We start from the raw sequence: 14,638 nt of genomic DNA, 5'->3' as shown, positions 1-14,638 counted from the left end.
TCTTAACTCGTCATATTCCAATATCTCGACGGTTCGCCTAAACTATGTCGAGACTGAATATAAGCAAATATCGTAGCTTTAAGTTAAGCAGGAGTCAGCTTAGGCCTAGCTGACCGGATTACATCCAAAAAGTGTCTCCGCGTTCTCAACTCTGTTTCGCCCACTGGATTTCGCCGCATAAAGCGCGCGGTCCGCCAAGCCGATTAGGTCATCTGAGTTATGAACATGAATACTTTCCGTACTAGCAACACCAAAGCTTGCGGTAACCACCGAGCTGGCTTCCGAAAAATCGTGTGGAATTTGGAGCTGCTCAACACGTGTCCTCATCTGCTCGGCTATCAAGCACGCGCCTTCGTAGCCACAATCGAGCAACACAACAAACTCTTCGCCACCGTAACGAGCTACCAAGTCCCCTTTCCGCTGTAAGCTCGCCTCGATTGCCCTAGCGATTTTTTGAAGGCAAGTATCGCCAGCGACATGTCCATAGTGGTCGTTGTAAAGCTTGAAGCAGTCAACGTCGAGCATAACCAGCGACAGCGGAGCGCCACTGCGGGCATGCGCACTCCAGTCGTGCTTGAACATGCTGTCGAAAATTCTGCGGTTACCGATGCCGGTGAGCGGGTCCTTAGAGGCAAGGTCGTCTAATCGCGTGTTCGCGCGACGCAAAATCGACTTTTCCGCGACCGCGCGGTAAGCGACAACCAACGCGCCCCAAATCAAGACCAGCATGCTGGCCACGATGACAAGCCGCCGAACCGTACGCACTTTCCAGGAAGCGAATGCTGAGCTCTTTTCGATACCTGCGAAGATAACAAGGTCCAAGTCCGGAAGTGACCGGTAGGCTGCCAAGCGTCTCTTCCCATCAATTGGCGACAAGGAGTCATAGATTCCTGCCGGCGCACGGCGCAGCAAGGTTGTGAAAATTTTGCTCTGCGCGTCGCTCTTGCCAACGTACTCAGCCATGCCTGGGTTGCGTGCGACTAGGCTACCGTCGCCTTTGTAGATAGCCACAGTCGGGGCAACTGAAAAACCGAAGAGTGAGTAGAACGAAGTGAGCTGTGTAGTCTCCAAACCGACTGCGACCACCGCAAGTAGCTTTCCCGCGGAATCGTAAACAGGCTTTGCGACCGTTACCAGAATTGGATTACCAGGAAGGCGCGAGACGACGGCCATATCAATGTATCGGTGCTTACTGTCGCGCGCATGCTGGAAGTATCTCCGGTCCGAGACGTCGTAGGGAGTAAAGTTCAAGTTACCTGTCTGAGCGATGAGCTGCCCATCATTGTCAATCACACCTATCACGTGGCAACCAATGAGCGTCGCGCAATAGGAGCGCAGTATTCGCCAAGCCGCGGGTTGGCGGATTGTCTCTAAGCTCGGAGACGCTTCTACTACCGTAGAAACCGCGTCGAGCGTGTGGTCTACATATGTAATCGTGTCACGTGTCTGACGCTCGACAACCCGCGTGATGTCGTTCGCGGTCGCGTAGTTCTGCGCTTCGGCATCCTGGAAGTCCAGGATAGCTTCTAGCGCTACCGCGCACGTAACCGAGGCCGTAATAATGAAGACAAGTGCCGCAGCCTTGAATTTTAGTGAACTTCTCATTTACGACTAGCGTGGTGCATGGCTGCGGTAGTGGTCGGTGCCTAGAAGATATCGATTTTAACCCTTGCCGTCTTAGGGGCATAGCCTTAGCTGCTTAACATCAGCTGACACTAGGGCGACCGCCATGCCGACCGCGACTCCCTCTTAGGGCCTTTGTCTCCTATATCTGCTCAGTACCCTTAGTGGCTGTCAGCGAGAATGTGAAACATCGCTATACAGCTCAGGCCACTGATTAGGAACTCCATGAGCGACACTTTCATCCTCTATGCAGTCATCGTGTTCACGTGCTTAGCAACCGCTTTCATCGTCATCTCGGCCTTCTTAGGCCATTCGTCTCCGGCTGGCTTGCCTTCGGGACCAGACGAGGCTGAGCTACAAAAACGGGAGTACGAAACTATGCTTCGGCATCGAAGGCGGGAGAAGAATCGACGGGAGTTCGAAGAGAACAATATTCTGCAATAACCGCGTAGTAATTCACCCTGGCCCCGAGCAACCGCTCGGGGCATTTTCTAGGGTTGCCACTCTAAAGTAATCCGATTGTCAACGCGTCGAGTAGCGCCATGAGATAATATCCCACAGGAAACTATTGTGAATACTCATGCGTACGGTTAAAGCAGCACCAAGACTAAAAGTAGAGCCGTTTTTTGTGATACCTGGCCTTTCTACTGAGAAAGGACAGGGATTCGCGCGCCTGGTCTGGACTGCAGTTTTGTTCGTCTACCTCGTCTCATTTCACTCGAAGTTTGAAGGTACCTCGGAGTACGTCACAGCATCCGCTTTGTTGATAGTACATTCCGTCTTTGCTGTCGGAATTCTGACTGCTACGTTCCTAAGCCCCCAATATTGCCGCCCAAGACAAGTGCTGAGTGTCATCGTTGACCAGGTGCTGATAGCCGCTCTGCTCTACTTTACCGATGAAGTCGGCGCACCGTTTGTGCTTGCCCCGTTGTTTTTCACGTTTGGCACTGGCTTACGATACAGCCGCGGCTACGCCATATTTGCCTCAACACTGAGCTCGGGTCTCACCTGCACGGTGCTTCTGTTCTCGCAGTATTGGGAACAGTACTCGGCCCTTCGCGCGGGACTGGTAATTGCAAGCATCTACCTTCCCGTGTACGTCTTCCGTCTGACCGATGCCGTCGCTTTAGCACTGCGTACAGACTCACTAACAACGTTGTGGAACCGAACAGGTTTCGACGAACTATTGAATAAAGCCTGTGAAAATCTGGAAACGGCGACGTTGGAGAGTGCAGTCATTCTCTTAGACCTAGACGGTTTTAAGAAGGTGAATGATGAGCAAGGACACGATGGCGGCGACGCCGTACTGAAGCACGTAGGGTACTGGTTAGGCACAGAGCTAAGCCCTTTTGGTACCGCCGCTCGCTTTGGCGGGGACGAATTTGCAGTCGTAGTCGAAAACCTCGAAGACCGTGCGCAACTTGAGGCGGCACTGACGAAGTTTCTCGAACGAACAGCAGAGGTCGGTAAGCTTTTTGAAAGTCCGCTTGGAGCGAGTATCGGCGTAAGCTACTTCGAACCAGGTTCAAAACCCAAGGCGAGCTTCATGTACAAAACCGCTGACCAGCTGATGTATAAAGCGAAGCGCCAAGGCAAGAATCAGTTCGTTACCTCAGTGGGTTGTACCTTCTCCGAGAACGGAAGCTTGGCCACCCCTACCAGCTCATCAGACCACATGGCAGACGACCTGGAACCATCCCTTGCAGCTGGTTAACACGGCCCTTAGTCCGCGATAGCTTTTCAATTTTTGACGCCCTTAAGGGAACAATGGACTTCACGATTCCTGAAAAATACAAGAACAACTTGCTGGCCTTCGGCGCTGGCGTACTGTTTTCCGGCAGCATCGTTTCGGCAATCGCCGGCAACTTACATGCGCAGAAGGTCGACATACTCGAAACTGCACTTCGAGAATCAAAACTCAAACTGGCAGATACCCAAGGACAACTAGCGGCAGCCCAGCTGTCTTTGGAGAAAGCAAAAGACAGCGCTACGGCCGTTGCCGTCACTCTCAAAGCGGAGCAAGACAAGCAGTCCCGTAAGCAGGAGCTAGCTTCCCTACTTCGCTCAATCGACAAGGAAATCAAGGCAAGGAAACAGGAGCTCATTCTGGCCTCCCCAATCTCTGCAGGCGGCCCGAAGGGTGAACTCTACCTTCGTGCGGAAAGCGAGCTCGCGTCATTAGAAGAGCGACGAAATGATGTGTTGGCCCAGCAAATCGCGTCATCAGGTTCGCGTTGAGCTGAAAAGGTTGCGCTTAAAAGCGCACTACAAGTGGGCACTTTTGTCCGCCACTTTAATCACGCACAACATGAAACGAACCGTGCCTGCCAGGAACTATGTTAGATTTGGGTTTTCTACCCACACAAACTACCATGCCGACCTATCAAGAACTTCAAGCACAAATCGAGGAACTGAAAGCCCTCGCGGAGAAAGCACGCCAGGATGAAATCACTGAAGCTCGCAAGCAGATTCGTAAGCTAATCCAAGATAACAATATTGATATCAACGACCTGTTGAACGAAAAAAAGAAGACCGGTGGCTCAAAGAAGACGAAGTCGGTCGAGGCGAAGTATCGCGACCCGGATTCGGGCGGCACTTGGACCGGGCGTGGACGGGCGCCGAAGTGGCTGAACGGGCGTAACAAAGAAGAGTTCTTAATCAAGTAAACACTATGAGGGGTCAGCCGGCCCCTCGTTTCCACTCGGTATCCTAATAAATTCGAGTGAGTCGATATTCCGAAACGTGAAGCCGACCAGTCGACGTCGACCGCTCACTAGTCAATAAGCCCTTGGTACAAGACTAAGAAGCCCATTCGCCTTGGTTGTTCAATGCGCAGCAATACACTCTTGCCCTGTTTGCCGGTATCCTCGTTGGCAGTCCCACCCGTTGCCCAGGTAGTTCAACTTAGCATTCTCGGGGACTTGGACAGATAAACACTCCTGCCCAGCTTGACGGTATTCTCGCTGGCACTCCCATCCATTACCGAGGTAGTTTAGCTTGCCATTCTCAGGAATCTGCACCGCTGCGCATGCTTGCCCGGCTTGTCGATATCCTCGCTGGCATTCCCATCCATTTCCGAGGTAGTTCAGTTTGGCGTTCTCCGGAATTTGCACGGCTATGCATTCCTGCCCAGCTTGCCGGTATCCGCGTTGGCAGTCCCATCCAGTACCAAGGTAGTTGAGCTTTGCGTTCTCTGGTATGGCCACTGCAATGCATCTTTGCCCGGCCTGGCGGTATCCCCGCTGGCAGTCCCAGCCATTGCCCAGGTAGTTCAGCTTCGCATTCTCTGGAATCTGAACAGCCACGCATCCCTGCCCTGCCTGGCGGTATCCGCGCTGGCAGTCCCAGCCATTGCCGAGGTAGTTCAGCTTTGCATTGTCTGGGATTTGTACAGCGACGCACTCCTGTCCAGCCTGTCGATAGCCTCGTTCGCACACCCAGCCGTTCCGCAGATAGTTAAGCTTCGCGTGAAGTGGCACCTTTATGTTGCGCTCGTGGCTCGACTCTCTTTCGGTCGATGAGCCATCGACAACGTCGCTTCGTGCCGCGTTGTTGCCTTCTACGGAGCCGGTATACCCTGCAGTCGAAGAGCTCGTATTGCCATCAGCTGGGACGTAACCAGACCCACTTGACGGCTGCGTCTTCGTACCTGGAGCGCCTGTGTATGGATTAACGTTTCCGACAGTGCTCCAGTTGTTGGAGAAGTTTCCGTCAGGAGCGGAGCGCATATGTGGCTGGACATACGTCCCATCGCTTTTCACGTACCCGCGGACGGAAACAGCCCCACCGCCTCGTGGTCCGTGTCCGTAGGCCAAGGCAGGCAGGAGCAAGAACAGGCCGATGCCAAACAAAAGGAAGTTTTGGACTCTTCGCATAAGAAAGCTTGCGCTCATGTTGGGGAGACGAACAGCGTTGTATTGTTATCAGGGAAAACACCCTGCAACAATATATCGAAGTAGCCAAATTTACAACTAACGAGAGACCCGGCGTTCGCGACCATGGCACTATTGAATCGAGACCGCGGCGCATTGCCTCAGTGCAGTAGCCGCAAAACGCCTTGAAACTTGGCTGCACAATTGTGCAACAGGCTGTTGCACAATTTATGTGCCAAGCGCTTCAGGCTACGGTCAGCTTCGCAACCTCAAGGTGATGCCCGCAAGTAGACAAGAAAACACGCGGATTTCCTTGCAGTTTGACGCCGTTCAGAACGGCCATGGAGTGACTAAGCGTCGCCAAGCTCATACACCTGGCGCCCGCCTGCCCTATAGCGGATGACTGCTCCTAAGCTCTGGCGCCAGCCCGGCGGTGCAGTATTGCTGAAGTCTCCTTCCAACGTTGTCAAAGGCATTGCTCTCGCCAAACGCCTTGGCAACCGCAACTGTGATTTCGGTGTTTGTCCACCTAGCATTCGCCGCTCCAGCTCGGAATGATGCCACGTCTGCGAGTCCATCCATAAACTCAAGTTGGCAGGTCACGACTGGAAGGTCTACTAAAGTTCGCATTTTTGTGCTCCATGGTTGGCCGAAAACCAGTGTAAGCAACGGATTTATATGTTTTCGAAGAAATTTCGAGGGTGTCATAGGGCGGGCCGATACAAACGTTCAAGTGCTACACCTATGTTCGTATCTACCCCTGGCTCGAGGAGCTGCAGTGCCACCAACCTGAACGTGTGTCCTTGGCTCTGTAGGTGCATACCCAACCAGTTGTAGCATTACGCTTCGGTATCGCCGAGCCAAGGCGGCCGGTTCCCCGAGAAACGTGGTGGTTTGGTCCACTTGATTAGCTTCCTCAGCATCGTTTTGCCATCCTTAACAACTGCACGAACCTGGAACGCCCTCTTTCGAGTGGCACTCTTCATAAGCAACTATACTTGGCCCCCCGATTAATCCTCAGATTGGTAACTCAGGGTCGCAATTCGAAGTCGTAAGATAGGTTTCATTGACTGGCGCCCCGCCAGGCTCACTTGAGATTGGACTGCAAATGAACAATTCGACCGCTGCGAACACTCCCTCCACCATGACCGCAGTCCGTGTGCATGCCTTCGGCGATACCGAGGCCATGAGCCTGGAGCACGTCGCATTGCCTGAAATTCAGGATGATGAGGTTCTTGTTAAGGTGATGGCGGCAGGGGTTGGCCCTTGGGACGGCTGGATTCGCAGCGGGAACAGCGTGCTGCCGCAACCGCTACCTTTGACACTCGGCTCTGACATTGCTGGCGTAGTAGTAGCGGTCGGAAGCAAGGCAGCGCAGTGGGAGGTAGGCGAAGCCGTATATGGCGTCACAAACAAGCGGTTCACGGGCGGCTACGCTGAGTATGCAGCTTGCTCGGCCGGAATGATTGCTCATAAACCTGTCTCGCTCTCATACGTGGAAGCTGCGTCGGTCCCGGTAGTTGCAGTGACCGCTGCTCAAATGCTTTTTGACGCGGCAGACCTCCAGGGTGGAGATACTGTGTTGATTCATGGCGCCGCCGGCAATGTAGGTCGCTATGCCGTACAGCTGGCCCATGCGGCCGGGCTCAAAGTCGTCGCAACCAGCTCAGATGCTGATGCCGCGGCTGTAACGGCGCTTGGAGCCGACACAGTCATCGGCCGGACGTTGCAGTCCGTGATAGTCGTCGACGCGGTCATCGACCTGGTGGGCGGGCCAACGCAGGTGCAGCTGTTTAATTTTCTCAAACCGGACGGTAAATTTATCTCAGCTGTTTCCGAACCGGACCAAGCGGTAGCCCAAGCGCGTGGGGTTTCTGCCCGGTTCATGTTAGTCGATGTGAACACAGAAGCTCTGACGCGCCTAAATCGCCAGTTTGACGAAGGAAGCCTGTTTCCTTGGGTAGGTCCAGTACTAAAACTAGCAGACGCGCGCCTTGCCCATGACATGATGGAGGGGCGAGCCGACCGTATCCCTGGGAAGATTGTTCTGGAGGTGGCCACCGCGGACAGTACTGACAAAACTTGAAGATAGCTACTTTGATAGGGAAAACAAACTCCTATCGACCAGCTATTCAAGTCTAACCGGCTTTAAAATCTGTCGGCTGTTGTTGCCTCATTAGGAAAGATTCACTCTCGAACATTTGAATGCATCGTCGAGAACGAACGTCTACTGGACCGAAGCACTGCCTCAGCTCCTCACGGCCAACGCCGCCGACAAGCTTGCCCGACTGGGACGTGCTTAGAAAAACGAAAATCGTTCGCTTTCCATAACGATGCTCTCAATATATTCACAAAAACAGCACTGCAGGGAGACCTACTTGAGTCGGACCGCTTTCTTCCACGTAGGGGCCTGCCACTCCCATACGTGTACCTCTTCGAAAATTTTTGGCAGTAGCATGCGGCCAATCTCGACACTTGCACTCAGCGGGGTTGCAGGCAAGATGTGCAGTATTCGCACTCCAGAAGCATTGAGAGCATTCAAAAACGTATTGAATTGCCGGCGAAACTCAAGAACATGCGCTTCTGTCCGGATGATTCCTCTGTTCGGAGCCTCGGCTCGAAACTCCACCACTGGCATCTGAACGTTTGGCTGGCTAGCTAGACCCGAGACATTCACCATAACCGTGACCTCGCGAGGAAGGTTCTGCGGCACGTCAAACTTGTAGCTAGGAGCTGGACACTCGGGCCGAACATCCCATAGCCAACGTTCAACAGGCAAATCGAGCACTGCAGCTTCTATCTTGTCACCTAGCAGCGCGCCCAGCTTCATGAGCATCGGAATAGGGGCAAATGCAGCAATCGTCAAGTGCGTCGGTCCGTGCCTATCAGTCAAAACCGGACGGATACGCTGTTCAAATATCTTCTCAAGAGCCGCTTGCGCGCGCGGCCAAAATTCATCGGCACTATCTATGGTGTCAAAAGATGCTTGGTCAATATGGATGTGTGGCGTTCTAGGTGCGCGCGTAAATCGACTATTTTCGAGCATCGCGTAGTTGACCTGGCGAACGTCGACCACAGGGACATGAGTTCCGATGGGAAACGACATCAATATCGGCAAGCTGTCTGTCATCCCTGTAGAGCTATATATCAGTTCGATACGAGCTTCGTGCTCCCGTTTCATAGCACGAAGTTGTTCCGCTGTGTACTCGTTGTTCTTTCCGTTTCGGTCCACTCGAGCATGACAATCGAAGCAGGCCAGCATTAGATTGTTAGCGTCGTCTGCAAGCTTCTCTGACAGTCCTGCTACACCACGTGCACCGTCGGGGCTGTCGGCGATGATATGGGCTAACTCGCCTACCTTAGCAGCCCTCTGCGTCAAAAAATCGCGTGAGACAGGCTTGTTACATCCCCGGAACTGGCATCGCCCTGCTGCGGCTATCCACAGAGCGTGTCTAGTCGCGGTAGGGATGGTTGCTCGTGCTTGTGTCCTTGCCATGCTTTACTTCCTCTTTCAATTCGAAAAATGTTCCGTTACAGCTCATCGACCACACACGGATTCGCTCTATTCCTACTATCGGAAAAAACAGCTGGTTGCCGTGAAACGTATCCTTCGACAGCGCTTGCTCCCAGTCCCTTCGGTCCACTCCGCTCGGCGTCGGGTCTGCTTCTGGATGTGTATGCCATAAACCTAAGTAAGCTAGCGTACTTGCCTCTTCAGACCATCGGCTTTGTGCAATTTTCCCATGCTTTTTAGAACGAAAAAAACTGAAGCGCCGGCGACGGTCCGAGTTCTGAGGCGTCGTAACCTCGTCGACTACAAGGTCGTCTGAATCTAGAAGGTGGCGCCCTAAGAGCACACCTCCTGCTTCTGCCTGCCACCATGAACGCTGGCGGAACGCAAGCATTTGCTCGACAGCCTCCGTCACGAAAATAAGGCGCTGACTGTCTGATACGCGAAAGACCAACTTCATTTAGCATCCCTACACGTCTTACAAGGCCTACCGAATGCTCGTTTCGAGTAAAGGGCACTTGGCATCGCAGTTCGTGCCTCCCTCCACCAAGGTGTGGTCTGCAATTTCTGGGCTGCAGCCGCCTTCCCTTCCCCAGCCCAATAACGGTACGAAGGCCCTGCTTCGCCCGACAGCGCAGACAAGATATGTTCCGAAGCCATCAATGCAGTTCGCCGTGACTGCAGTGCCCCGTATGGGACAAATACGCTTCCGCAACCAGTAATCGTCTTCGAGACTGGCTGGTCGGGAGCAAGAAACGCTATGCGGGACTGAAGGCTAGGAGCTCCTTCATCATCGCGATAAAGGCAGTCGAGACACCCCTCCCCTTGAGTCCACGTCAGAACCGAGTGACCACCTAAGTCGAGAGGCTCCAGCCATGTAAAGAGAAGCGGCACAAGCTTATTTTTCTTTCGAAGCTCTCGAGCGAACGCTTTTTCCAAAGTGGGAAGTCCAAGTGCACAAACGACGGCATCGACATCAGAAAGGTCGGAGGCGCGAAGCCAACTCTCACCGTTAGTTGCTTGTCGCGCCACTGTAAGACCCGGGTAGTGCCTCTCAAGCTGATACTGAAGGCCAAACACCTTTGGGAATTCTATCCACGTCGGGTCAAGGATGTGCCGAAAGACGTTGTCTTCTGAGTAGTAGTCGTAATCAACAAGCGTGAGCTTGCCTAGGCCAGTCGCCGCAAGCGTATCGGCAATCACAGCGCCAATCGCCCCGCACCCAATAATGACAACATGCTTTGCAAACATCTCGGCGGAGGCACCACCGCGCTCGCGCATGTAAGCAGCCGTAAGGCGGCGCATGGTCATAGCCGTGACTGGGGCCTTGAGGTCGACGTCGCCATTTCGTGTTCCAAACTCAACACCGACCAAGGATACTCCGCCTGCCGCTCGTGCAATTGAAACCAGAAGTACGGCACGTTTCGGGTGGTTCTTGTTAGACGACGGCCGTACCAGTCGAGCCCATAGCGCAAGCTGGCTAGCAGACATGCGGTCCCGTACCGACGCAACAAACGCCGCGCTAAGCACTTCAGGATGCACAGGGAGGCCAACCAACTCATCAACGTGAATATAGAGCGCGCTTTGTGCTGCAGCCCCTTTCACGTCGAAGTCCTTCGGCGGCGCAACGTCTCGCTCAGTAAAGAACCATTGGCGTCTTTTCTCTTTAAGCTTGAGATAAGACGTAATCAATCGGTCTCTACCGTCGACGTCAAAGGCGCCAGACGAACTTATCGAACCAGGGAGGCAACCCCAGTACCCTTCCAGCTCGTTGAAGAATTCGGCAGCGCTTCCTACTTTATCTGAGCCCCACTTTTCCAGCAAATCAAAAGCCGCAAGAAACGTGTAAGCGACGATGTCTGCCTTTCTGTCCGGGTCAAGCGAAAGCCCTTGATTATCGCTGACACACACCGCACCGTAGTAGCTCACATGAGGGAGCAGCCTGCCACTAGGCTTTAATCTCACCCGAGGCAAACGCGTCAACGACTCATTCAGGCATTCAACCGTAAGGTCCCACTGCTGAGAAGCACCCACAACAACTACGCGAAGATAGTTCTCAGGCGTAACTTCCAAAACTTCAATCTGGAGGTTACGGTCGACACTAGCTTGACGTACTGCCTCAAGGCAGGCGTTCAGCACGTCTTTAGTTGCTTGACTTGGTTGCATCAAGCGGAGTTGCCAGTACTGATGACAGGAGAAGCTACCTTAACAGCAGTGGCCGCCTTTTCAGGAATGACGAAGTCGTCGCCGAATTGCTTGTTGAGTATCTTGCACGCGTCTTCTGGCAAATCTTCGTCAAGTGCCTCCTGCAGCGCATCACAGAGGGCCTCGAACTTGAATTTCACAGTGCTCATCTGACCTTCAGTCATCCACTCCATCAGGTCGCAGTATGGGGTAACCGGGAGCGTCACTACAAGACGCTGATAGGTGGTTCCATTCAAGCTCGTCCATTGAAACTGGTTCAAAATCGCATTGACCCAGTCCAGCATTGCCTGCAGGTCGCCGGCTTTACCGGACATCTCAAAATACGGCCTGAACCATTTCTGCGCAGCAACCGTCAAAGCAATGCTCAACGGTGCGCCTGACGAAAACTGAACCTGACGCCAGCGCTTCAGGTAACGAATGCATCGGCGGTACTGCGCTAGGTCGTATGTGTCGGTGAACGCGCCGCAAATCAGCTTGGTGAGCTCTTTCGGGTCAGACGGCTCCCAAACGCGCTTACTTTCATCCGAGTTCTCTTTACCCTTCGCGATGTCAAGCAGGCCGTCGCTACGCTTAGCGTACACTGCCAGGTCGACGTGGTACGCAATTTCGTCGCCGCGCATGTAGTTTACAGTGACACATGGACGGCGAATATTCACGGTACGACCGTGCGTGTCCAGCGCATCCCGGATTTTCTTCTTGAGGCTAACCGGGTCAGGATACTCATCTTTCGTGCAGTCAAAAATCAGCCCGACATCAATGTCGAAATTGCCATCGACAGGTACTACCCCAGTGTGCATTGAGTAGCTACCTTGGTGGAAAGAGTCAAATTTCGGCACGTCATCAGCCAGATTTTTGTCCAAGGCTGCAAGAAGGGTATCGCGCTTCTCGCGCAGCGTTGCCTTCTCGTCATCTTCTTCAAGTCTGATTCTGGAGTGAAAATCTTCAAAGTGCTTCTGGACTGCGGGCATTGTAGACATCCTTTTTTAAGAGTGAAACTCGCCGTGAGCATAGTTACTCACCTGGCATAGGCTGGAAAATTTTCGCGCTTATTAGCACTCTCGCTTGTTGAGTGCTAATTCTCACATCATACTCCTGTTACACCATAGTGGCCGCGTAGCAATAGACGATTGACGTGAAATTCCTTTGGAGTGCGCCGAACTCAGCACACTGTACTTGCATACAGTATATAGTTCTTGAGCAAGAAAATGTACTCGAACGCCTCAGCTGCGTTGCGACTGGGAAATTTGATGGCAAGGTGCAGCTTGTCCAGTTCGGGAGCTCATTGCTCTGCTGCAGATGGTCTAGCTTATGCAATAGGAAAATCTGGCCCGAACTGAGATGAAAGAGCCTCAACCGCAGTAGTTAGCGCAACGTCACCAAAGCACTGGAAAAGTGTACGTTGGAGGCTATCCAACCGCTGCCTGAAGACTTTCATCTGCTCCGGTGTTAGCTTTGACATGAGGTCAATGCTCCGCGACCCTGGAAGTAGTACTGCTAGCCTGTCGAGCTTCCAGTTATTCCCGAAATTTTTCTGCATCTTTCGCACAAGGGCATGTAAGGCCGCCAGGTCAAAGCTGCTCCCGTCCTCGGCTACCATTGGTTCGAACCACATAGCAGCTGCCACCGTTAAGGCAATGCTGACAGGCGCGCCCGAGGTAAAATTCTCGTCCCTCCACCGCTTGAGATATCGAATGCACCTTCGTAATTGTGCTTGCTCGTCGCCAGAGTACTTTGACAGTATGAAGCGAGTAAGCTCATTGGGCGAAGAAGGCTCCCATTTACACCTGTCATCGCCGGAGTATCTTCGCCCCTTACCTAGTAAAAGCTTGCCGTTCGCCGTCCTTACGTAGAGGGCAAGGTCTATGTGGTAGTGGGGTCTTCCGCCGCGAATGTAAGTGACCGTTACACATGCGTTACGGATGGAGACAGTCCGATTTTTTTCGGCTAGTGCGTCGTAAACCAATAATTTCAGCTCGACCGGATTGGGGAAACGTTCCTGCGAACAGTCAAAAATTAACCCAACATCGATATCGTAGTTTCCATCCTTTGGCACGACCCCAGTCCGCAAAGCGTAGCTACCTTGGTCGAATGGCTCAAATGTCAAGCAATGAGAGGCCATCTTCTTTCTCAATGCCTTGAGCAGAACCTCGCGCTTAGTACGAAGCTTGAGCCGCTCATCATTTTCTTCGAGCTTTATCGCATCATGAAAGCGCTCGAACAGGCGTTGAATCTCGGGCGAGGCACGCTTCTTAGTACTTGAGAATGACCAAAAGAGAAGGCCGACTACTGCCGCGCCGATAGCTCTTTCCAAGCTCATTTTCAGGCTATGGGTAAAGTTGTTCGCAAGACCGCTGGCTCTGGTGAACCATGATGCGGGAGCACAATCCCCCAAGGATACGGCGGAGTTGAGGAGCGCTCATACTGATACGCAACTAGTTCGGGGTGGAGCCTTTCGTCGTAGGTCGCGCCTAACCTAACTGTCAAACTCGCTGGCGCCGCGAGAACAAGGTGTATGCGCTTAATGTGGCGCCCAAGCAGCTCCTGCACGGCGTTGCGAAAAGCGGCAGCAAAAGCTTGCTGAACTTCTTCCGACCAGTAGCTGTTCGCTTGAATCTTCTCCGCAGATAAGCGCACAACTGGAAGTCCTGGGAACGATGCGGCAACAGCACTTTCGTCAACAAGGTAGGACGCGGAGACCGCGAGCACTACCTCGCTCAGTCCGGACGAAATTGGCGGAATGTTCAACGGTAGCGCGCGATTCCCATCGTCGAGCCCATCAATAGCTTTCCAACTTTTCAAGTCTCTATTCCAATCGAAAAGCTCAAAGCGAGACTCGTCGTCCAACCGCATCCCAATGTAGAACATACCAGGCACCGCGGCCACGCCACCGACGGCCACAGACACATCACTCATGTCCCGTCCTTGAACAGCAGACTCAAGGTTGAGCTTCATACCTCTGATTTTTTCGAGCATCAACTCGGGGTTAACCAACTCTCCCACTAAACTCGGCCTGAAATCGACCAAGACCGAATGTCGTTGTCCCCGAAACGAAGGTCTTATCGCGTTTCGAGCCGGCGCATCCGGACTATTGTGAAGGCCACGTACCTCGATGACAACTAGCAGCTTCTGTCGCTCCCGTCGCTCGTCTCTCCACATCAGCAGGCCACCAGCGACGACCAGTGAGCCCGCCACTACAAACGCTGTATAGACGATGTAGCTAGGCAGGCCGCTCCCCGTGCCACCTTCGATATTAAGTTTGAAGTCTCCGAACTTTAAGGCAATCCGCCCTGCGAAATCTGCCCCGAGCAAAACCATCAGGAGGCCAAGCCCCCCCTTAAGCAGCCAGGCACCGAGAGTTCGAACACGAAAGAATCGTTCGACGAACAGCTTATAAAGTTCGAAAAGATGACGTTTCACAAATTCCTTA

General features: G+C 53.1%; 12 protein-coding genes. 5 read left to right on the top strand and 7 right to left on the bottom strand.

The annotated features are described in order from the left end of the window. Positions 1-105: 105 nt before the first annotated feature. Entirely contained in the window at positions 106-1,605 is a 1,500-nt protein-coding gene (locus tag AC1DOP_RS01160) for a sensor domain-containing diguanylate cyclase (protein ID WP_477249249.1), read from the bottom strand. 243 nt (positions 1,606-1,848) lie between these two features. Between AC1DOP_RS01160 and AC1DOP_RS01155 the strand changes: the two genes are divergently transcribed. From AC1DOP_RS01155 to AC1DOP_RS01135, 5 genes are all read left to right on the top strand, one after another. After that, positions 1,849-2,067, top strand: a complete 219-nt coding sequence (locus tag AC1DOP_RS01155; protein WP_477249247.1) for a hypothetical protein — start codon at positions 1,849-1,851, stop codon at positions 2,065-2,067. A 136-nt stretch (positions 2,068-2,203) separates the two neighbouring features. Beyond that, positions 2,204-3,337 carry a GGDEF domain-containing protein gene (locus AC1DOP_RS01150; RefSeq protein WP_477249245.1) on the top strand — a complete coding sequence of 378 codons (1,134 nt, stop codon included), beginning with the start codon at positions 2,204-2,206 and terminating at the stop codon, positions 3,335-3,337. 53 nt (positions 3,338-3,390) lie between these two features. Beyond that, the gene (locus tag AC1DOP_RS01145) at positions 3,391-3,861 is read left to right on the top strand and encodes a hypothetical protein (protein ID WP_477249243.1); all 471 of its coding nucleotides are present in this window, start codon (positions 3,391-3,393) and stop codon (positions 3,859-3,861) included. Positions 3,862-3,995: 134 nt separating this feature from the next. Next, positions 3,996-4,289, top strand: coding sequence for an H-NS histone family protein (locus AC1DOP_RS01140; protein WP_442123052.1), 294 nt, complete (start codon positions 3,996-3,998; stop codon positions 4,287-4,289). A gap of 2,314 nt (positions 4,290-6,603) precedes the next feature. Further along, positions 6,604-7,581, top strand: a complete 978-nt coding sequence (locus tag AC1DOP_RS01135; protein WP_477249241.1) for an NADP-dependent oxidoreductase — start codon at positions 6,604-6,606, stop codon at positions 7,579-7,581. 288 nt (positions 7,582-7,869) lie between these two features. On the opposite strand, the gene AC1DOP_RS01130 is transcribed toward AC1DOP_RS01135, so the two are convergent. The 6 genes from AC1DOP_RS01130 to AC1DOP_RS01105 all read right to left on the bottom strand — a co-directional run bounded on the left by AC1DOP_RS01130 (position 7,870) and on the right by AC1DOP_RS01105 (position 14,628). Next, on the bottom strand, positions 7,870-8,874 hold the full coding sequence (locus tag AC1DOP_RS01130) for an SAVED domain-containing protein (RefSeq protein ID WP_477249239.1): 1,005 nt from the start codon (positions 8,872-8,874) through the stop codon (positions 7,870-7,872). A 73-nt stretch (positions 8,875-8,947) separates the two neighbouring features. After that, the gene (locus AC1DOP_RS01125) at positions 8,948-9,466 is read right to left on the bottom strand and encodes a Mov34/MPN/PAD-1 family protein (RefSeq protein ID WP_477249237.1); all 519 of its coding nucleotides are present in this window, start codon (positions 9,464-9,466) and stop codon (positions 8,948-8,950) included. Beyond that, positions 9,463-11,172: a ThiF family adenylyltransferase gene (locus tag AC1DOP_RS01120; RefSeq protein ID WP_477249235.1), complete on the bottom strand. Its 1,710-nt coding sequence runs from the start codon at positions 11,170-11,172 to the stop codon at positions 9,463-9,465. The genes AC1DOP_RS01125 and AC1DOP_RS01120 overlap by 4 nt, the downstream gene beginning before the upstream one ends. After that, the gene (locus AC1DOP_RS01115; protein ID WP_477249233.1) at positions 11,172-12,179 is read right to left on the bottom strand and encodes a nucleotidyltransferase domain-containing protein; all 1,008 of its coding nucleotides are present in this window, start codon (positions 12,177-12,179) and stop codon (positions 11,172-11,174) included. Before AC1DOP_RS01115 ends, AC1DOP_RS01120 begins: the two co-directional genes overlap by 1 nt. Positions 12,180-12,517: 338 nt before the next feature. Beyond that, positions 12,518-13,522, bottom strand: a complete 1,005-nt coding sequence (locus tag AC1DOP_RS01110; protein WP_477249231.1) for a cyclic GMP-AMP synthase DncV-like nucleotidyltransferase — start codon at positions 13,520-13,522, stop codon at positions 12,518-12,520. A gap of 8 nt (positions 13,523-13,530) precedes the next feature. Then, positions 13,531-14,628 (bottom strand): SAVED domain-containing protein, encoded by a 1,098-nt coding sequence (locus AC1DOP_RS01105; protein WP_477249228.1) that lies wholly within the window; start codon positions 14,626-14,628, stop codon positions 13,531-13,533. Positions 14,629-14,638: the final 10 nt, after the last annotated feature.

Source organism: Massilia sp. 01N410 (genome assembly GCF_056399665.1).
This window is presented reverse-complemented; position numbering and strand designations above follow the sequence as displayed.

What these genes read in the sequence shown, in the direction of transcription:
- AC1DOP_RS01160 (WP_477249249.1), bottom strand. Translation starts at nt 1,605, where the DNA reads ATGAGAAGTTCACTAAAATTCAAGGCTGCGGCACTTGTCTTCATTATT.
- AC1DOP_RS01155 (WP_477249247.1), top strand. Translation starts at nt 1,849, where the DNA reads ATGAGCGACACTTTCATCCTCTATGCAGTCATCGTGTTCACGTGCTTA.
- AC1DOP_RS01150 (WP_477249245.1), top strand. Translation starts at nt 2,204, where the DNA reads ATGCGTACGGTTAAAGCAGCACCAAGACTAAAAGTAGAGCCGTTTTTT.
- AC1DOP_RS01145 (WP_477249243.1), top strand. Translation starts at nt 3,391, where the DNA reads ATGGACTTCACGATTCCTGAAAAATACAAGAACAACTTGCTGGCCTTC.
- AC1DOP_RS01140 (WP_442123052.1), top strand. Translation starts at nt 3,996, where the DNA reads ATGCCGACCTATCAAGAACTTCAAGCACAAATCGAGGAACTGAAAGCC.
- AC1DOP_RS01135 (WP_477249241.1), top strand. Translation starts at nt 6,604, where the DNA reads ATGAACAATTCGACCGCTGCGAACACTCCCTCCACCATGACCGCAGTC.
- AC1DOP_RS01125 (WP_477249237.1), bottom strand. Translation starts at nt 9,466, where the DNA reads ATGAAGTTGGTCTTTCGCGTATCAGACAGTCAGCGCCTTATTTTCGTG.
- AC1DOP_RS01120 (WP_477249235.1), bottom strand. Translation starts at nt 11,172, where the DNA reads ATGCAACCAAGTCAAGCAACTAAAGACGTGCTGAACGCCTGCCTTGAG.
- AC1DOP_RS01115 (WP_477249233.1), bottom strand. Translation starts at nt 12,179, where the DNA reads ATGCCCGCAGTCCAGAAGCACTTTGAAGATTTTCACTCCAGAATCAGA.